This is a genomic window from Singulisphaera rosea, assembly GCF_054877945.1.
The window spans coordinates 86892-107149 of record NZ_JBTYIP020000004.1 but is presented as its reverse complement, the minus strand read 5'-3'; the positions used below and the strand labels follow the sequence as shown (position 1 = coordinate 107149).

The 20258-nt window shown below is 65.1% G+C and carries 13 protein-coding genes; 3 read left to right on the top strand and 10 right to left on the bottom strand.

The window, feature by feature from the left end; translation table 11 throughout:
• Positions 1–18: 18 nt before the first annotated feature.
• The 3 genes from tgt (at position 19) to secD (ending at position 4715) form a co-directional block, all read left to right on the top strand.
• Entirely contained in the window at positions 19–1029 is a 1011-nt protein-coding gene (gene tgt / locus ACYOEI_RS09585; RefSeq protein WP_462849205.1) for a tRNA guanosine(34) transglycosylase Tgt, read from the top strand.
• Between the two features lie 110 nt (positions 1030–1139).
• Positions 1140–1514 (top strand): preprotein translocase subunit YajC, encoded by a 375-nt coding sequence (gene yajC / locus ACYOEI_RS09580; protein WP_462849204.1) that lies wholly within the window; start codon positions 1140–1142, stop codon positions 1512–1514.
• Between the two features lie 192 nt (positions 1515–1706).
• Positions 1707–4715 carry a protein translocase subunit SecD gene (gene secD / locus ACYOEI_RS09575; protein ID WP_462849203.1) on the top strand — a complete coding sequence of 1003 codons (3009 nt, stop codon included), beginning with the start codon at positions 1707–1709 and terminating at the stop codon, positions 4713–4715.
• Between the two features lie 159 nt (positions 4716–4874).
• Here the strand turns inward: secD and ACYOEI_RS09570 are convergent, their stop codons facing one another.
• From ACYOEI_RS09570 to ACYOEI_RS09525, 10 genes are all read right to left on the bottom strand, one after another.
• A complete protein-coding gene (locus ACYOEI_RS09570; RefSeq protein ID WP_462849202.1) occupies positions 4875–6716 on the bottom strand; it encodes a tetratricopeptide repeat protein in 1842 nt (613 codons plus the stop codon).
• Positions 6717–6788: 72 nt separating this feature from the next.
• Positions 6789–6956, bottom strand: a complete 168-nt coding sequence (locus ACYOEI_RS09565; RefSeq protein WP_462849201.1) for a hypothetical protein — start codon at positions 6954–6956, stop codon at positions 6789–6791.
• A gap of 323 nt (positions 6957–7279) precedes the next feature.
• On the bottom strand, positions 7280–8572 hold the full coding sequence (locus tag ACYOEI_RS09560) for an RNA polymerase sigma factor (RefSeq protein WP_462849200.1): 1293 nt from the start codon (positions 8570–8572) through the stop codon (positions 7280–7282).
• A 370-nt stretch (positions 8573–8942) separates the two neighbouring features.
• Positions 8943–9185, bottom strand: a complete 243-nt coding sequence (locus ACYOEI_RS09555) for a hypothetical protein (protein ID WP_462849199.1) — start codon at positions 9183–9185, stop codon at positions 8943–8945.
• A gap of 174 nt (positions 9186–9359) precedes the next feature.
• Positions 9360–10133 (bottom strand): biotin--[acetyl-CoA-carboxylase] ligase, encoded by a 774-nt coding sequence (locus ACYOEI_RS09550; RefSeq protein WP_462849198.1) that lies wholly within the window; start codon positions 10131–10133, stop codon positions 9360–9362.
• A gap of 108 nt (positions 10134–10241) precedes the next feature.
• Positions 10242–13691, bottom strand: a complete 3450-nt coding sequence (locus tag ACYOEI_RS09545) for a pyruvate carboxylase (RefSeq protein ID WP_462849197.1) — start codon at positions 13689–13691, stop codon at positions 10242–10244.
• A gap of 343 nt (positions 13692–14034) precedes the next feature.
• Entirely contained in the window at positions 14035–14997 is a 963-nt protein-coding gene (locus ACYOEI_RS09540; RefSeq protein WP_462849196.1) for a fumarylacetoacetate hydrolase family protein, read from the bottom strand.
• Positions 14998–15265: 268 nt separating this feature from the next.
• Complete coding sequence (locus ACYOEI_RS09535) at positions 15266–17515, bottom strand: transglutaminase TgpA family protein (RefSeq protein WP_462849195.1); 2250 nt, start codon at positions 17513–17515, stop codon at positions 15266–15268.
• On the bottom strand, positions 17512–18810 hold the full coding sequence (locus ACYOEI_RS09530; protein ID WP_462849194.1) for a DUF58 domain-containing protein: 1299 nt from the start codon (positions 18808–18810) through the stop codon (positions 17512–17514). The genes ACYOEI_RS09535 and ACYOEI_RS09530 overlap by 4 nt, the downstream gene beginning before the upstream one ends.
• A 143-nt stretch (positions 18811–18953) precedes the next feature.
• The gene (locus ACYOEI_RS09525; protein ID WP_462849193.1) at positions 18954–19931 is read right to left on the bottom strand and encodes an AAA family ATPase; all 978 of its coding nucleotides are present in this window, start codon (positions 19929–19931) and stop codon (positions 18954–18956) included.
• Between the last annotated feature and the right edge of the window lie 327 nt (positions 19932–20258).

The following is a 20258-nucleotide window of genomic DNA, read 5'->3' as shown; positions in this document are numbered from 1 at the left end:
GTGGAGACACCCGTCTTCATGCCCGTGGGAACCCAGGCGACGGTCAAGGGGATCACCCCCGACCAACTCGTCGCCTCGGGAACGTCCATGCTCCTCGCGAACACCTATCACCTCGCGCTCCGGCCCGGGGAAGAGGTGGTCGCGAGGCAGGGTGGGCTGCATTCGTTCATGCGCTGGGACGGGCCGATCCTCACCGACTCCGGCGGGTTCCAGGTCTTCAGTCTGGCGGCGCGTTCGAAGATGACGGAGGCGGGGGTCGCGTTCCGCTCGCACATCGATGGCCGGCTGCTCGACCTTACGCCCGAGCGGGCGACCGCGATTCAGCAAGCCCTCGGCGCCGACGTGGCGATGTGTTTCGACCACTGCCCGGCCTTGCCTGCTTCGAAGGACGAGGTCGCCGCGGCGGTCGGTCGGACGATCCGATGGGCCCGGCGCTGCAAAGAGGCCCACACAAGGGCGGATCAGTCCCTCTTCGGGATCGTCCAGGGGGGGACGCACGCCGACCTCCGTGCCGAGTGCGCCGAGGCGCTGATCGGCCTCGACTTCGACGGCTACGCCATCGGCGGCGTCAGCGTGGGCGAGAGCCGGGAGCAGGTCCGCGAGGCCCTCAAGGTCTCGACCCACCTGTTGCCCGAGGACCGGCCGCGCTACCTGATGGGGGTCGGGCGGCCGCAGGACATCCTCGATGCGGTGGCAACCGGGATCGATATGTTCGACTGCGTACTGCCGACCCGCAACGGCCGGAATGCCACTTGCCTCACCGCTAAGGGGGCCGTCAAGCTCCGCAACGCCTCGCACCGGGACGACGACGGTCCCGTTGAGCCCGGCTGCACGTGCTACACCTGCCTGAACTTCAGCCGCGCGTATCTCCGCCATCTTTTCATCGCCAAGGAGATGCTTGGCCCGATCCTGGCCTCGATCCACAACGTCAGTTACCTGCATCGGCTAACCCGCGAAATCCGCGAGGCGATATCCGAGGGACGATTCGTCCGGTTGCGGGCGGAGATGCTTGAAGCGTTGGGACCCTAGCGGTTAGATTGCAGGGGAGGGACTCGCCCGGGGCAACTCCGGTCGTCTTCCCCGACGCGCGGGTCGGTCGCGAACCCTTCGAAACGACTGAGACATCACGGACCCCAGATATGCCCGACTTGTTCGTCGCGATCCCCCTGGTCTTCGCCCAGAACGCCCCCGCCGAGAATCCGAACGGGGCGGCCGGGGGCCTCGGACAGCTCTTGCCGATCCTGGTGATCGCGCTCTTCTGGGGCTACTTTCTTCTATTCCGTCCCCAACAGCAGCAGGAGAAGAAGCGTCGCGAGATGATCGCCGCGCTCAAGAAGAACGACAAGGTCCTGACGTCGGCAGGGATCTACGGCACGGTCATGTCGGTCGATAGCGACCAGGACAAGGTCGTCCTCCGTGTCGACGACGATCGCGGTGTGAAGCTCGCGTTCAGCAAGGCGGCCGTGGTGAAAGTCATCGACTCCGCGACGGAGAAGGCCGGGGAATCGACCTGACGTCACGCGCCGGATCGGCCTTGGAAGCCGGGGTTTCCCGGAGGCCCGAGGAGTGTTCTCTTCCCGAGTCGAGTCGGGAGAGGCTTGGTTTCTCGCTCCCCCGCACGGGGCTCGTGTGGCAGGATTTCCCAAGGAGTGGCGCCCGAGTAAGGACGTGCAGGTACAGCGACCGCCGGGCCGCAAGGAACGACCATGAAAAAGTTTGGTGGCAAGTTCGCTCTCATCGGCGTCACGACGCTCCTCGGCTTGTTGGCGCTCTGGCCCCCGACCGAGAAATTGAAGCTGGGTATCGACCTCTCGGGCGGGACCATCCTCGTCTACGAGGCGAATAAGGAGAATCTCAACGCCAGCTTCAACATGGACGAGCTGATCTCGGCCTTGAAGCATCGCGTCGACCCGGACGGGATCAAGGAAATCCCGATCCGGAAGATCGGCAGCAACCGGCTCGAGATCATCCTGCCGGCCGACGAGGACGTCGATGAGGTCAAGCGACTCCTGACCGACGTCGGCGCGCTGGAGTTCCGGATCCTGGCGAACCGCAAGCACGACGGCCAGGTGATGGAACGAGCCCTCGGCCCCAACGGTCGCGTTCGACCCCCTTCGCGTTACACCTGGGCCCGACTGGGCGAAGTTTCGAACGGGACCAATCCCCAGTTCACCGACACGACGATCGTCGACCCCGCGCAGGACTGGAAGAAGAACCTGTACTCGGGCATCGAGGTCGAGCTGTCGGGCAAGGATGCGGCCGGGGCCGATCAGGCGGCGTTGGTGAAGATCGAGCGGAACTCCTCGAACACCCTCTTCCTCGCCCAGCCCCACAATCTTCGCTCGATCACATCCTACCGCGTCGACTACAACCCCAGCGGGATCCGAGGCGGAAGCCCGACCGACACCCGCCCGAGCGACCCGATCATCCGCGAGGACCAGGTGGCCCCCGGCCGGATCGAGCGGTCGATCCTCTGCAACGTCGATCGGCAGGAAGTCAACGGCTCGCTTCTCGCTCGCGCCTACTCGACCCAGGACGAACGGCTCCAACCGGCCGTCGGCTTCGTGTTCAATCGCGAAGGGGCCCGCAAGTTCAGCGCCTTGACCCGCGAGCACCTACCTGAAGAGAACGACGCTTTTAAATATCAGCTTGCGATTCTCCTCGACCACCTCGTGATGTCGGCCCCGTCGATCAACTCCGAGATCCGGGAGTCGGGCATCATCGAAGGGGGCGGCCAGGGCTTCAAGCCGAAGGAGGTCGACTACCTCATCAAGATCCTCCAGGAGGGGAGCCTCCCGGCCAGCCTCAACCACAACCCGCTCCAGGAAGAGAAGGTCGGACCGACCCTGGGTGAAGACACCATCGCCAAGGGCGTCCGCGCGATCTGGGTCTCGATGCTCGTCGTGCCGATCTTCATGGTCATCTACTACCGGTTCGCCGGCGTGGTGGCGGTCATCGCCCTCGTCCTGAACATGGTCCTGCTGATCGGGACGATGGCGTTCATGCAGTCGACGTTCTCGCTCCCCGGCCTCGCGGGCCTCGCGCTCACGATCGGTATGGCGGTCGACGCGAACGTGCTCGTGTTCGAGCGCATGCGGGAAGAGAAGGAACGAGGCGCGAGCCTCGCCCAGCAGATCCGCAACGGCTTCAACCGTGCGTGGGTCACGATTTTCGACTCGCACGTCACGAACCTGCTGTCGAGCATCGTCCTCTGGTGGGTCGGCACCGAAGAGGTCAAGGGCTTCGCCTTGACCATGATCATCGGCATGCTCTGGAACCTGTTCACCGCGGTCTTCGTGTCGCGTGTGATCTTCGAGTTCTGCTTCCATCAGGGCTGGATCCGCAAGCTGACGATGTTGAAGTTGATGGACAAGACCAACTACGACTTCATCGGCCCGCGCCACTACTGCATGGCCGCCTCGACGATCGTGATCCTGCTCGGGCTCGGGGCCTTCTTCGCCCGAGGCCGGACGATGTACAACATCGACTTCACCGGCGGTACGCTCGTCTCCATCCGACTCAACGAGCAGGACTCCAAGGTGAAGTCGCTCGGCGAGTCGCAGAGGGCCAGCTTCGTCCGCGAGCAGGCCCGCGACCTCCCCGACGTGACCGTCGAGAGCCTCAAGGTTGGGCAGGACAAGACCCTCAATCGGTTCAACATCCGTACGACCGATCAGGATCCCAATCGCGTCCGAGAGACGATCCTCAAGGCGTTCGGGACCTCGCTCGAACGCGTGATGATGACCGCGGGCGAGGCCAAGCCCATCGCACCCGCACCCGCACCGGCGGCCGAGCCCGGCAAGACCGCGGTCCAGGATCGTTTCGCTGGGGGCCGTCAGTACCTGTTGAAGTTCAACACATTGACCTTCAATAGCTCGCTCCCCCCGGCCCAGGTCGTCTCGACGATCTTCGCGAACGAGGTGCTCGACAAGGCCAAGATCGCCAACCCGAACTCTCGATTCGAGATCATCAACCCGCCCTCAGGGTCGCCCGCCAACACGCTGCTCCTCCGAACCGACCTCGAGCCCGAGGTCGCCCAGAAGGAGCTGACGACGCTGGCCACCGCATTGCAGAACAATCGTGACATGCTCTTCGAGCGGATCACGAACTTCGGCGGGACGGTGGCGAGCGAGACCCAGACCCTCGCGTTGATCGCGACCGTCGCGAGCTGGTTGATCATCATCGCCTACCTCTGGCTGCGGTTTAAGTCGCTGACTTATGGTCTCGCCGCGGTCATCGCCGTCGTCCACGACGTGTTGATTACCCTGGGCGCGGTGGCGGTCAGTTACTGGCTGTCCAACATCCCAGGCGTCCGCGAAGCCCTGCTGCTCGAGCCGTTCAAGATCGACCTCCCGATGATCGCGGCGTTCCTGACGCTGATCGGCTTCTCGGTGAACGACACGATCGTCATCTTCGACCGGATCCGCGAGATCAAAGGGAAGACGCCCCACCTTACGGCCAAGATGATCAACGACGCCGTCAACCAGACCTTGAGCCGGACGATCCTGACGTCGTTGACGGCCTGGCTCGTGGTGGTCATCCTCTACATCCTCGGCGGCGAAGGGCTCCACGGCTTCGCGTTCGCCCTGGTGGTCGGCTTCTTGAGCGGGACGTACAGCACGATCTACATCGCCACCCCGATCTTGATCGACTGGATCGGGACCCCGACGACCCCGCAGACCAAGTCCAAGAAGGAACTGGCCGCGTCCCGCTAAGTCACCCGCCTCGAGGGGCTCGTCGCGGGCCCAACCGCGATGAGCCCCCGGCGCGACGATCGTTCGAGATCATTGAGGGCCACGTCTCCTTGACTGGGGGCGTGGCCCTTTTCCCTGGCCCGATGACGCTGGCTGCGTGTGTAGTCCGGGCGTCGAACATCACCCCGCAGCGGTCGCGTGCGGGAAATGATGCGGAGCGGCTGCGTCAACCGCCCCTCGAGGCGATGGCGAGAGTGCCTTGGGCGCCGGCGGCGGCATGAGGGGAACCGGCTCGGGAACACCGATGTTCGGGAGGCCGACTTCCTGCGGCGAGCGCCTGCCGAGAATCGCGTGTTGGGCCTGGCCGAATGCCGACGCCTTGCGACGGCGCTCCGAGGGGTCGTAGCGGGTCCCGGCGACCAGGCCGTAGAACGTCATCCCGCTCCCGCAGATCGTCGACCATGCGCTGGTGTTGAGGCCGAAGTGCCGAGCGCAGAGATTCGGATCAATCGGGGTGAGTGGCCGGGTCTCCGGCCATCCGAAGGACCTTCGCGCGTGAAGCTCGGTCAGCACGGCCTGCGCGAGGGCGATAAACCCTCGGAGCGAAGGGTGCATTGTATCCTGGAAGAGATGATCATCCAGGAGCCCGTGAGGGGCGATCGTCCGAAGGACGGCCTGGCCGTCGATGAGGATGCAGGCGCGGCGCCGGGCAACTTCTCGGTAGACCTCCTGGAACGCAGTTGGGCATCGCAACGGTAGCCCGTCGAGGTCGCGGGCGGCGACGTCGTGCCGGTAGGCTTCGTCCCACTGGCCAGCGACCTCCAGCATGCGCGCCAGCCGGTAGTGCACCTCTGCGAATCCAGGCTGGCGCTCGAGAAGGGAACGGTAGCGCCGGAGCGCCTCCTGGGAGTCGGTGGCCTCGAGCGCCCGCGCCTCGGAGAACGCGAGCGTAAAGGCCTCGCGATCGGAACGACGCGTTTCGCGTGGGAGGTACGAGCGATTGGGCTCGAAGTCCGAGTCGTTCGCCGGGGGAACCACCAGGATGGGAATGGCGCCGACCCGCCCGGCGTACCCGACAAGGGTGTCGATGCGCCGGCGAAAGTCGGCCAGCAGTGCGTCGTATTCCGAAGGGGTGTAGGCCGGGGCATCCACCAGTGCGCGGTGACCATTCACGGGAGGGGGGATGGCGATCCGGCACTTGTCGGCGGACTCGCGGATCAGGCCGCAAAGCGGTGAGATTCGCTCGAGCTGACCGATGATGAGGCGCCAGGGGGAAGGCTGGATCTCGTCGACGTAATAGTCGAGGTCGCGCGACCAGGGGAACCGCGCGGAGAACTCGTTGTGTCCGCAATAAATGATGAGCACATCCGGTTTTCGCCCCAGTCCTGCCAACCTCCGATGCTGCGCCTCCAGGGTTTCGCCGGACACGGCGATCATGTCGAGCCGGAACGTCTTCTCGGGGATCGCCTCCTTGAGTTTCCAGGCGACCATGTGGCCGACCGAGAGCCAGGCGTTGTAAGGGAAGCCCAGGGCGCTCGACTCTCCGACAACCGCAATGCTCACCTCGTCTTTTTTGGAAACCTCCTCGAACGTCTCGGGTAGGACCACCTCGTCCGGCGGATGCGGCAACTTGCCGGCGTCGGATTGCCCTTGCGTGAGTGCTCCGGCCGGGACGGCCGTCGCGAGCCGAAGGCGGCTCCGCAGCGCGGCCGAGGCGACCTCGGAGACCGCCATGCTGATCGCGAGCGAGGCGCAGAGCAAGAGTCCGCGGGCCGTCAACGGCCGGCGCACCCCGCGCCTTCGGCCGTCCCTCAGACGCAAGGCGAGCGCCGGGATCCCCAACAGACAGGCTGCCAGGGCGACAAGGTAGGACGCTTCGAGGGCGAGCAGAAAACCTAACCCTGCCTGCCAGAACACCGCCTTGGGAATATCGAGTACGGCTCCTGCGAGATAAAAATGGACGAACAGATAGCCGAGTGTGGGGATGAGGGCGATCGCCGCGAGTTTGCCAATCCTCCTCAAGCTCCAAGTCCGAGCCGGCTGCACTTCGGGGGTTCCGGGTGTTTCTGAAGTGTCTGGCATATACGGGCCTGTTTATGATAATGCATCAACCAATGGTGCGGCGAGCGTCCCGGCCAGGACGATGAGGGACCCGAGCAGGAGGTTTCGATCGTCGGCGATGTCGTTGAACGCCACGCCATCCGCCAGCGAGGGATTCATCATCCCGCACCGGACCGGCGCGTTGCGCGCGAGGTGGAGCACGACCTCCTCCGTCGCCAATTGGAGATTTGTCGCCAGATCCTTCTGCGGCAGGTCGAGAGCCGAGTCCGGCCGCTTTGGCAAGTCCCACGGGCGAAGGCGAACGCGTGGACTACGGCGAGTTCATGAAAGGAGGCGGAACCCCCTACGATGGCAGTCATCAGCGAGATTCCCCAATCGGGAAACACGCGAAAACGGCCCGGACAGCGCTGGGACGCCTGCACGGGACGTCCGCCGCTGTCCCTCCATGAGGGGGGAGCCATCAATAAAACGAGTTTGCCCGATGCCGAGTATTGCGACAAGGGCGCTATTCGGAGGCGCAGGAGCTAGAGTGTGCTGTTCCCCGCGAGAGTCACCGAGCGGATCTTCTCCGCAGGGAGCCAGACGACCTTTTCTTCGCCCGGCTTTACTTGGCCGATGCCTACATTCGTGAAGAGCCGGCTCACGACGGGAAGCTGTGAAAGCTTCGACGGATGGCTTTCCTTCCGCCTGACCGAGGAGACGGTCAGTGCGAGGCCCTCAGCGGTGGCCTTGCTGATCTTTCCGTGGTAGATCAGCTCCACGACTTTCTTCTCTCCCTTCGTCTCGGCTTCGAGTGCAACTTGGCATTCTGCACCTACCGGCAGAGTCGAAGGATCGGCGATGATGCTGGTGACTGTGATTCGATGCCCACCGGCTTGCGGGGCCGCTGCCTGGACAGTTTGACGTCCCTCGCCGTCCGGGGGGACTGCCTGTTGAGCCGGCCTGGCGGAGGACTTTTGCTCTTCGGTCGATGAGTTTGGAATACCAGCACCGACCAATGCCGTTGCCAGCAGAACCCCCATGACGACTTTGATCTTGGACAGCAGCATGGTCTTCATGACCTCCCTTGTCAGGGCTGCAACTTCGGCAGAGACGATCCCCGCCGACACTGCTCTCCTTGCCGCGATCAGGCTTGCGGCCTGAGCCGTGGATTCGTTGAGCTTGGGCGATATGCCGGCCGATGCAGACGCCTGGGCCAGGAATGCCCCCAACGAGCCAACCGTGAGCGTCATTCCGGGCCGAGTCAACCGCTTCGCGAGCATCGCCTTGGCCCTGGCTAACCGACTCGAAATTGTCCCAACAGGCAACCCGAGTTGCCTCGCCGCGTCTCGGTGGGTCAGGCCCTCCAACTCGCAGAGGACGACCGCAGTACGGTACTTCTCGGACAGACAACCCAACTCTCGGTCGAGGGCCTCGCTCAGGATATTCCGCGCGTCGTCGAACTTCGCCGTCGGCTCCGGCGGATCCGGGACCTGTCCCTCCCGAATCCGCCGCTTTTCTCGCATCGACCTTGCCTTCCTGGCTGTTTGATTGGCGACCCCATAGAGCCAGTTGCCGAGCTTCTCTCGCGGGCTGACCGAAGCGGCTTTCCGGGCGAGCACCAGGAACGTGGCCTGGAAGGCGTCCTCGGAGTCGTGTCGATTGCGGAGGATCCGTTGGCAGACGCCCCAGACCATCGGCCCATGGCGTTGGATGATGGCCTCGAAGGCGTCGGCCTCGTGCCGCTCCACGAAGCGTCCCAGCAGTTGCCCGTCCGAAAGGCCACGGATGGTCCCAACGCGGAAGAGGGTGCCTAGGTCCTTGGCTATCGCATCCATGTCACCATCCTTCATGGCTCCTCCACGAGGGGACTACTTTCTCTCTATGTATTACCCGGGCCAGCCTGTTTTCATCCAAAGTGTTCCGGCCCGGTGCGGATTCGCCCGAGGAACTTTCCCAAACCTCTCACCACCCGACCCATACTCGTCCGGGCAAAGATGCTCTGATTCGAGGCATTAGAAAAATGGATAATGTATTGATGGGATGGCGGATTCCATCGAGAACTTGCCAGTCCACCCGCATCTCTCCCGCGTCAGCGCGATGCTCTGCTTCACGGGGTGCGGCTTCTACGGCAACAAAACGAACCGGTACAAGAATGCCGGGATGAGTTTATTCCGCCAATGCAGGATCAAGCACGCCCGAAGGATCTCACTTCGGGACATCGTTTCGTTGATCCCAATCAATGTCATCCCTGAGACGTTGCCGCGCGAACAGTCCAACAGCAGGAGCGATCACCAAGAGGACCAGCACGGTGAACGGGTTGATCCGGTCGTCGGGCCAGGTATAGTTGTTCCTGTCTTGAATCAAGGTCCTAGCATCATCGGCGAACCTCAGCACGACGGCCGTGAGTGCCACCGCGATCATGAGCGATCGGATTCTGATTTGAGGCATGAGCTTCTCCCTCAACCAATCCTATCGGAGTGGAGAAGGGACGCCAAGTCGGGTTCGGGCGAGGGGTTCGAATCGGAAGGTTAGGGCAGGTCGCCTTTGGATCGTTCGTTTCCCGCTCGAGCTTTCTTAAGCCGTACTCCCTCAACGAAACCGTACCACTTGAGACCTTCGGCCTCAGCCAGGGAGCCGATCGCGAAGGACCTGGCCGCCGAAGAGCGGGATCACTTCGCCGTCCACATCGACCAGGAGCGCTCCCTCGGTGTTGATCCCCCGCCCGACGCCGGTCACGATGCGAGGGCCGAGGGCGACCCGCAGTCGCTCTCCGCGCAGGGTATCGAGTTCCGACCATCGTTCCGCGAGGGTGACATCATCCGAGGCGAGCCGTCTCAGGCTCGAATCGAACCGTCCGAGGACGCTGTCTCGGATGGTCGAGAGGTCGTCGCGGTCGAGTGGACTCGACGCGAGCTCGGCGAGGGAGACCGCCATCCCTCGGATCTGAGGCGGGGCTTCAGTCGTCCGGGTCAGCACGTTGAGGCCCACGCCGACCGCGATCCGGAGCTTACCCTCGATGTCGATCCGCTCGGGGAGGAGGCCACCAACCTTTCGCCCCCCGACTTCGACGTCGTTCGGCCAACGAATCCCGGCCGAGTGCGGGAAGATGACCGGGGTGGTCGCCTCAACGACCGCGACGGCGGTCGCCAGGGCAATCCTCGGCTCGTGATCGGGCCTCAGCCCGTACGTCCGGGGGTCGATGACGACCGTGAGCGTGAGGCTCCCTTCGTCGGACCACCAGACATGTTCACCACGGCCCCGGCCTCGGGTCTGTCGGTCCGCGGTTACGACGAGCGGGAGGTCGTCGAGGCCTGCCAGGACGAGCTCCTTGGCGAGGTCGCTGGTCGACTCGACGGTCTCCCGATGGATCCACGTCCGCACGAATGTTGGGCTCATGCGCTCTCCCTCGCGTCGCCGAGCGAGGAACTCGGCGGACCCAACACGTCATCGAGGGATCGAGGGCCGAGCTCGGTCGTTGTCGAGCTCGACCCTTACCTCTCGCTCTCATTCGCTGCCGAGCTTGAGCAGGAGCTCGCCTGCCTTCACCTGCTGACCGACGACGGCGAGGAGTTCGGTGACCCGGCCTGGGCGTTCGGCGTAGAGGGTCGTCTCCATCTTCATCGCCTCGATCGAGAGGAGCTTCTGACCTTTCCGGACGGCGTCGCCGAGGTGGACCGCGACGCCGACGACCAGGCCCGGCAGCGGGGCCGCGATCTGGTTGGGGTCGTTGGGGTCGGCCTTCGGGGTCTCTCGGACGGCCGAGGCGAGCGAGCGGTCGACGATCTCGACCTCGCGAGGCTGGCCGTTGAGCTCGAAGAAGACGGTCCGCTTGCCGTCGGCGTGGGGTTCGCCGACCGCGACGAGTTTGACGATGAGGGTCTTGCCGGGCTCGATCTCGACGAGGTTTTCGGCGGCGGGGTCGGGGCCGTAGAAGAAGATCGAGGTCGGAAGGATGGACGTGTCGGAGTACGTACGTTGGTGCGCGGCGAGGTCCGGGAAGACGCGGGGGTAGATGAGGAGGCTGAGGGCGTCACGATCGTTCGCCGGGCGGCCGAGGAGCGCCGAGGCTTTCTCCTTGGCGGCCTCGAGATCGGCGGCGGGGAGATTCGCCCCAGGTCGCTCGGTACTCGCCGGGCGTCCTTTCAGGACACGCTCCTGCAGGGCAGGGGGGAAGCCTCCGGGAGGCTGGCCGAGCCGGCCTTCGAAGAGCTCGACGACGCTCTCCGGGAACGCGAGCTCGCGCTCGGGGTCGACGGTGTCGGCCGGCGTGAGGTTGTTGGCGACGAGGAAGAGCGCCATGTCGCCGACCACCTTCGACGACGGCGTGACCTTCACGATGTCGCCGAAGAGGATGTTGACGTCAGCATACGCCTTGCAGACCTCGGGCCAGCGGGCCGCGAGGCCGAGCGCCTTCGCCTGTTGGAAGAGGTTCGTGTACTGGCCGCCCGGCATCTCGTAAGCGTAGACCTCGGCCGAAGGGGAGCGGAGGCCGGTCTCGAACGGGGCATAGAGGGTGCGGACCTCGTCCCAGTACCGGCTCAGCTCGATCAACGCGTTGGGCTCGACGCCGGTCTCTCGGGGCGTGAACCGGAGCGATTCCACGATGGCGTTGAGGCTCGGCTGCGAGGTGAGGCCGGAAAGCGAGGCCACGGCGCCGTCGGCCACGTCGAGCCCGACGTCGGCCCCCTTCAGGATGCTCGCCGCCTGAGCTCCGCCGATGTCGTGGGTGTGGAAGTGGACCGGGATCCCGACCTCTTCTCGGAGTGTTTTGACGAGACGCTCGGCAGCGAACGGCTTGCAGAGCCCCGCCATGTCCTTGATGGCGATCAGGTTCGCGCCCCGGCGCTCGAGCTCCTTCGCCATCTCGACGTAGTACTTCAGGTTGTACTTCGTCCGCTTCGGGTCGAGGATGTCGCCCGTGTAGCAGATGGCGGCCTCGCAGAGCGCCCCGGCCTCGCGCACGGCGTCGAGGGCGACCTCCATGTTGGGGATCCAGTTCAGGGCGTCGAAGACGCGGAACAGGTCGATCCCGGCCGCGGCCGACTCCTTCACGAAGGCACGGACGAGGTTGTCGGGGTAACTCGTGTACCCGACGGCGTTGGACCCTCGGAGCAGCATCTGGAAGAGGATCTCGGGGATCGCCTCGCGGAGCTGTGCGAGGCGGTCCCACGGGTCTTCCTTCAGGAACCGCATCGAGGTGTCGAAGGTGGCCCCGCCCCACATTTCGATCGAGAACATCCGGGGGCAGAGTCGTGCGTAGGCCTCGGCGACCCTCAGCATGTCCCGGGTCCGGATCCGGGTAGCCAGCAGCGACTGGTGGGCGTCGCGGAACGTCGTGTCGGTGAGCAGCAGGGGCGTCTGCTCGCGGACCCAGGCCGAGAACGTCTCGGGGCCCAGCTCCTTGAACAACCGACGCGACCCCGGCGGGGGGACGACCGTCGGGTCATACGCGGGCGGGACGGGTTCCGGGAGCGAACAGTACGACTCGGGCCGAGTCACGCCCGGGAAGCCGTTCACGGTGACTTCGGCGGCGAAGGTCAGGATCTTGGTCGCGCGGTCTTGCCGGATCGGGAACCGGAAGAGCTCCGGCGTCTCGTCGATGAAACGCGTCGTGCAGCGGCCGGCGAGGAAGTCGGGATGGTTGATGACGTTGAGGACGAACGGGATGTTCGTCTTCACGCCGCGGATCCGGAACTCCTGGAGGGCCCGTTCCATTCGCTTGACGGCGTCCTCGAAGCGTCGGCCGCTTGCCGAGACCTTGACGAGCAGCGAGTCGTAGAACGGGGTGACGATGCCGCCGGTGATCCCGGGTCCGCCGTCGAGCCGGAGACCGAGCCCTCCCGCCGATCGGTAGTGGGTGATCCGGCCGTAGTCGGGGGTGAACTTGTTTGCGGGGTCCTCGGTGGTGATCCGGCACTGGAACGCGTAGCCGAGCGTCTGGACCGAGTCCTGGCTTGCGATGTCGATCTCCGGATCGGAGAGCGACGCCCCCTGGGCGATCAGGATCTGACTCTTGACCAGGTCGATCCCCGTGACCATCTCGGTGACGGTGTGCTCGACCTGGATCCGGGGGTTGACCTCGATGAAGTAGAACTTCCCGCTCTCGTCATCGAGCAGGAACTCGACGGTCCCTGCGTTGTCGTATCTCACGTGTCGGCCGATTCGCACGGCGGCGTCACAGATTGCCTCGCGGGTCTCGGGAGCAAGGTTGTAAGCCGGGGCGATCTCGATGACCTTCTGGTGCCGGCGCTGGACTGAGCAGTCGCGTTCGTAGAGGTGGACGAGGTTCCCTTGGCCGTCGCCGAGGAGCTGGACCTCGATGTGCTTGGCCTTGCGGATGAACTTCTCGAGGAAGACGTCCGGGACCCCGAACGCGGCGCCCGCCTCGCGCCTCGCCTGGTCGACGGCCTCGTCGAGCAGGTCGGCCGACTCGACGACTCGCATCCCTCGACCGCCACCCCCCATCGAGGCTTTGACGATGATCGGATAGCCGAGCGTTTCGGCGACTCGACGCGCCGACTCGCCGGGCAAGACCGGCTCGTCGCTCCCCGACAGGATCGGCACACCGGACTCGTTCGCCAGCTTCCTCGCCGCGACCTTGTCGCCGAGCTGGTCGAGGATCTCCGGCCGGGGGCCGACGAACGCGATCCCCGCCGCCTGGCAGGCCCGGGCGAACGTCGCATTCTCGGAGAGGAACCCGTATCCCGGGTGGATCGCGTCGACGTTCTTCTCCCTGGCCAGGGCGACGATCGCGTCGATGTTCAGGTAGCTGCGGATCGGCTCCCCGGGCTTCCCGACCTGGTAGGCCTCGTCGGCCTTGAGCCGGTGCATCGCGAACCGGTCCTCGTGCGAGTAAATCGCCACCGTTCGAATGCCCAGCTCGTGGGCCGAGCGGCAGACGCGGATGGCGATCTCGCCACGGTTGGCGACCAACAGCTTACGAATCTCGGACATCGAACCATCCCGGTGAAGGAGCCCAGGGGGAGGCACCACGCGCACGATCGAGACCACAAGGATACCAGATATTATCGAGACTTCGAAATTGCTATCGACCCTGTCGGTCGAATCGGAGTTGCGACTCCGACCTGACCGACAGGGTCGATAGTTCCTGAGGCGTCATTTCATTTAGAGGGTCGAGCGCCGACACAGAAGCCGTCCCCCGAAACCCGGTCTATTCTTAAAACCGGGTTTCTGCGGGAGTCATCGACGACATCCCGCGGGGGTGTCATTCGTGTGTTCGTGTGGACGGTGCGGGAAACTCGGTTTTTAAGAAAAGACCGGGTTTTGAGCGCGAGAGTCAGACGCCCTCGGTCTCGACCGGGTTCACGAGAGTCCCGATCCCCTCGATCGTCGCCTGGAGGACGTCGCCGGGGCGGAGGTAGGTGTCCGAGGCGGAGCCGACCCCCGAGGGTGTGCCGGTCGAGATGATGTCGCCGGCTTCGAGGGTGACGAACCTCGAGAGGAACGAGATGATGGCGGCGATGGGGAAGATCATCTGCCCGGTCGAGCCGTCTTGCTTCGTTTCGCCGTTGAGCTCGAGCCGGACGGAAAGATTCTGGGGGTCGTCCACCGAATCCGTCGAGAGGATGCAAGGTCCTATCGGGCAGAAGGTGTCGTGCCACTTGCCGTGGAGCCAGTCGAAGAAGCGGTCACGCTCGCGAGGCTTCCGGTCGGGGTTCGGCTTGAACTTGCGGTCGCTGATGTCGTTCACCACCGTGTAGCCGGCGACGTAGGAGAGCGCATCGGCCTCCTCGACGTCTCGGCACGTGCGGCCGATCACGACCCCGAGCTCGCATTCCCAGTCGATGTGATCGGGCGAGATGCTGGGGAGGACCACCGGGTCTCCCGGGTGGGTCAGCGTGGTCGACGGCTTCATGAACACGTAGGGGAACGTCTCGTCTCGCTCGACGCTGGTGCCCCCCCGCTCGACGATGTGCTCGGCGTAGTTCCCCGCCAGGAGGAGAACCTTCCCGGGCCGCTCGATCGGGACGAGGATCCGGACGTCGCCGATCGGGATCGACAACTCGTCGAGGGCGACGACGTCGAGGTCTTCGACCCATTGGGCGAGGTCCCGCGCGGCATAGTAGGATGGGCCGCCCGGCGGCAAAAGGTCGAGGAGGTCGTTCGTCGAAGGGAGGAGGAGCTCGAGCCCGACGTCCTCGCAGTAGGCCTCCGCCGCCTGGTCGATCGGGATGACGCGATCGTCGGCATAGAACCCCGTTAGGATCACGTCGTCGAGGCTGAAACGGCAGAGTCGCATTCGAGGCGCTCCGGGGTTTTTAAACGAAACATTCCTTCAAATATTTCGACGATCATCGGCCGGCGGCGCGGGGGATGGCCGGGCGGCCGCCCGGTGGATCGACGTGCGAGGGCACGAGAGGGGTCGATTCTCCCACCGGACGCCCGCCGGCTCAAGGACCGAGCGGCACGGCCCGCCGGAATGATCGGCCAGGCCGAAAAACTTCAAAGATTGATGATGTGAAAATGTGACGATATTGATGGGCCGACGGCCCGCGTCGCGTCCCGGCTCATGACCGGCGCGTGGCGAGCAGGCTCGCCTCGAGGTCGTCGAGGCGTGCCTCGAGCTCGGTCAGGGTGGTTGGGCTGAGCGTGAGGTCGCCGAAGCGGACTCGGTAGAAGGCGTCGACCACGAGGCGCGGGACGTCGGCGACCGGCTCGGTGCCCGAGCCCCGGCCGGTCAGGAAGACGGCGGCGCGTCGGGCGAACTCGGACTGGGTCTCCGCCGGAGGTCGCTCGAGTCCGTACTCGGCGAGGAGCTGGGCCAGGCGCCGGTAGAAGACGACGCCCGCCGAGAGCGAGGCCGCGTCCGGGTCGTTGCCGCGGACCCAGCGGAACAGCTTCCGGAAGGCCGAGCGTCCCAGGCGGAAGGCGATGGCCAGGAGCGACAGCGCGGCGAACGAGACGAAGAATCCGCGGATGCTGATGAACTGATCGACGTCCTTGAACGAAAGCAAGTTGGCGATCGTCGGCCAGATCGCCTGTCCCATCATCGCGAACCCGCTGCGGGCCTCGCGGATGAGCTCCTGGATCGGTTCGTAGATCAACCGGCGCTGGCGATCGGCGTTGTAGCCGACGATGAAGAACGTCCAGATATAGCGGATCAGGTCGGTGATCTGTCGGAAGTTGGAGCCGAACCCGCCGACCTTGGCCAGCGAGTTGGTCCGCTCGCCGGCGGGGGTCGGGTCGAGCGTGAGCCAGAACGGGACGCGCTCCGCCCGGACCCGCTGCATGCCGAGGTAGGCCTCGCACCAGCTATGGGCGTGCTTCTGACGGACGTTCATGACCTGGGCGATCTCGTTCCAATCCCCCCCCTTGAACCCGTTCACCATCCGCGCGGGGATGTCGATCGACCGGAGCAGTAGGGTCAGGGCGCTGGCGAAGTATTCGCAGTGTCCTTCCTTGCGGTTCTTCAAGAAGTCTTCGATCGGGTCGAGCGAGCGGTCGACCCGGGTCATGCGGAGCGTGTAGCCGAACTGCCCCGAGTCGCGGAGAAAGGATTCGACGGCCCTGGCACGGGCGGCGACGTCCTCCGGGGGGATCGCCTTGACGATGGGCTCGGCGATGGCGCGGAGGCGGATCTTCAACTCCTCGGGGAGCGCCACGAGCTTCTCGAGTCGGTCGGCGCTCGGGACGGCCTCGCCACGCTGGGGCTGCGACTGGTCGAGATCCGAGAGGACGTGATAGTCGTAGGTCCCCGGTCGGGTCTCCGGCCGGACGATGGTGCCGTCGACCGAATTGATCTCCGGGTCGGCGCGTTGGGGGGAGCCGATCGAGACGATGGGCCGCAGGCCGAACAGCACGGCCGAGTCGTTCGCCTCGAGCTTGATCTGCTGGAGGACCGTCCGGGAGAGGTCGGAGTTCCCGTCGGAGAGTCGAGACAGCGTGGTCGTGTGACGTTCTTGTGCGTGCCAACGCCCCTTGTCGTAGTTGACCATCGTCACACCTCTCCAGAGGGGTTCTCCTCCGGGCCGGTGCGGGGTCTTGTCGGCGTTGAACATCTCGACGCTCATCACGATGCTGTCGTTCTCGAGGATCTCCCCGAGCTGGCCGAGCTGCACCTCTTCGTCGAAGCCCGTCAGGTGCTTCGCCATCGGCTCCGGCCCGCGCTGGACCCTGCCGGCGATCCCTCGGCGGGGCATCGCCATGAAGATGATGCCGCCGAGTGCGAGCGTCAGGGCCAGGACGCGGAAGGCCGAGAGGATGAACGGCAAGTCGAGGAGACCCGGGTACGGCTCCGCACCGGCCATAGGCGTCGGCCCCGAAACGTCCTGGTCGCCATACCGCAACGCGTCGCGCCGAAGCGAATACAAGGCGAGGACCCAAAGGCTCAGGAACGCCCAGCAGAACAGGACGATGCCGACCATGTCGCTCTGATTGATCACCGCGGCGATGGCGACCTGGGTCAGTCCGAGGCCGAAGATGAACCAGTCGTCTTCGTTGGTCTTCGTCAGGAAGACCTTGATCAGCACGAGGTAGATCAGGAAGTGCGAAAGTGATTGGAGCAATTGGGTCGGGTCGAGAGAGTACTCGACGAAGACGAGGCCGATCGAGACCAAAGCCAGGGCGTTGACGACGGATCGCGAGAGCCCCAGCTTGGGGTTGCGGTCCACCGTCAGGAACGCCAGGACTCCCGAGAGCGCGACGCCGATCGGGAAGAGGAACCCGAACTTGGATTCGGTGTCGTCGACGTTCAGGGAGAGCGTCGCGAAGAAGAGCATCGCGTAGAAGCTGATGCGGTAGAGGTTGAAGAAGATCATGCTCGTTCGTCCTCCCCGTCGATGGATTCGGTCGGCGATCGGTCGTCGGGATCCGGGCTATCGGACTTGGCGGTGCGATCCATCGAGGTCGAGGACGCCTCGGCGAACTGGATCAGGTCGTTGAGGTCGCCGTTGGAGGCGTCGAGCGAGACGACGCGTCCCATCAGGCCTCGCGACGACATCCCCGAGAGCCTCGCCGATCGCTCGGCCTCCTCGATCAGGTTGACCGGGCGGGTCGACACGATGATCAGCACGGCTTCCCGGAGGGTCACCGGTGGCAGCGCATCGAAGAGGGCGGCGAGTGTCCCTTCAGAGGATGGTCGCATGACCGCGAGCTGCTCGAGGAGCTCGTGGAGGAGCTTGACCGACGCGGGCCCCTGGCGGACGCCGGGGGTCGGCCCCGTCCAGCCCAGGAGCAGTCGCTGGCCCTGATGGCGGCACGTCTCGAGGCAGACGGTCGCCGCGAATTGGATCGTCTGCTCGAGCGACTCGCGCTGTTCCGGCGTGACCTTGCTGCGAGGGAGCCAGGGGTCGAGGAGGATCGCCAGATCCTGCTCGTTCTGCTGCTCGAACTCCTTGACCATCGGCTGGCCAAGCCGGGCGGAGGTCCGCCAGTGGATCCAGCGAGGGCTGTCGCCGGGGCGATAGTCCCGCAGCCCGTGGTATTCCTGCTGCTGGCTCGAGCGGTCGTGGCGCTGGCCTCGCCTCGTCTCGACGGCCTGACGCTGCACGATCTGCCAGCGTCGGCTCAACTGCCCAACCCTCGGATAGACCACCAACTGGTCGGGCTCGGCCGTCGTCACCCGGCGCTCCAGGAGCCCGAACGGGGAACGAGTGACGGTGTCGAGGGTCCGAAATCGGTACTTCCCCCGCTTGGGGCCGATCCCTTGCCAGCGCTTGCGGTCGCGCCCTCGACCCGGGACTCGCGGGAAGAAGACGAAGGGCGCCAGGGTGGTCGAGCCGGAGACGACTCGGTCGACCGGGATCACGTCGTCCTCGACTCGGAGGGCCAGGGCTGCCGACCAGGCCCTTGCATTCTCGAGGGTGTAATCGATGAGGAACGGGTCGCCCGAGAAGACGTACGGGGGAACTCGGCGCGAGACGTGGAGCTTACGCAGCATCGACGCGCTCGCGAAGATCGACGCGACGATCGGGCCGGCCGCGAGCCCGGCCACGAGCAGGATCAAGTTAACCTGCTGGTAGAGGCCGACGAGGAGCAGCAGGCACCAGACGCCGATGTACCAGATTCCCTCGCGCGTCCAGAACAGACGCTGCGTCGGCCAGAGGCTGAGCAAGACTCGCCGGCCTATCCTTCCGAAACGACCACGAGGCTCCATCGGGCGAAACTCTCCCCTGGGATGAGGCCGGCGAGCATATGCCGGCCCTGCGTCTCGGTCGACGGTCTCTTTTGAAAGGGTTCGAGCCGGAGATGGGAGGCTCAAGCGGGGACGCGGAGCCGGTCGACGATGTCGCGGATGATCGCCTCGGCGGCGCCGAACTCGCCCGCCTGGAGGAACGACTTGCCCACGACGCGGTGGGCCAGGACGGGGATCGCCAGGGTCTTGATGTCGTCGGGAACGACATAATCGCGGCCCGAGACCAAGGCTAGGCTCTGCGCCGCGCGGTAGAGCGTGAGGGCCCCTCGGGTGCTGACGCCGACGTGAAGGTCTTCGCCCTTGCGCGTCGCGTGGACGATGTCGAGCAGGTAATCGGCGATGGCCTCGTCGACCCGCACGTTTCGCACGGCATGCTGGAGCTGGAGCACGTCCTCGGCGGTCAGGGCCGGCCGTAGCGACTCCACCGGCTCGCCCGTCCGGTGGCTCGAGAGCACCTTACGCTCCTCCGAGCGCAACGGATAACCCATTCGGAGCCGGATCATGAACCGGTCGAGCTGGCTCTCGGGGAGGACATAGGTTCCCTCGAACTCATAGGGGTTCTGGGTCGCCAGCACGATGAACGGCGGTTCCAGCTCGTACGTCTTCCCCTCCACCGAGACCTGGCCGTCGCCCATCGCCTCGAGCAGGGCGCTTTGGGTCCGGGGGGTGGTCCGGTTGATCTCGTCGGCCAGGATGACGTTGGCGAAGATCGGGCCCTGCTTGAACACGAACTCGCCCGAAGCCGCGTTGTAGACGCTCGACCCGAGGATGTCGGACGGCAGCAAGTCGGGCGTGAATTGGACGCGGCGGAACGAGCAGTCGATGCTCGCGGCCAGGGCCCTGGCCAGGAGCGTCTTGCCGACGCCCGGCACGTCTTCGATCAGGACGTGCCCCTCGGCGAGGAGCGCGACGACGGCCAGCTTGATGACTTCGGGCTTCCCCAGGACGACCGAACCGACGTTCTCCAGGAGCCGGTTCAACAGGGCGGACAACTCATCAACGTCGGGCGCGGCAACATCGGAGGCCTGAGGTGAATTCATGCGGTGTCCTTGGATTCAAATCGTTGTCGAGGGGGTCCGGGGCGAATGCGCCATCGACAGGCCTCGGGCACCCTCCGTGGACCACAGGCGTCCCATCGTTAGTATAAACAGGGGGGCGGTCGATTCCAACGGGCCGATTCGACGTCGCTCCGAATCCTCGCCGGGGTGCCGAGGGAATGACGTTTCACCCTGGGATTGTCGGAAATTTCTACCCGATCACGACTTACCCGTGATGGTCGACCTCCTTTTCAGGGGTCGAGTGCGGCGTATGTCCCCCTCGGCCCGGCCTGGAGCCCTGCCGGGACGAGATTCGGGTCCACTCGGGGC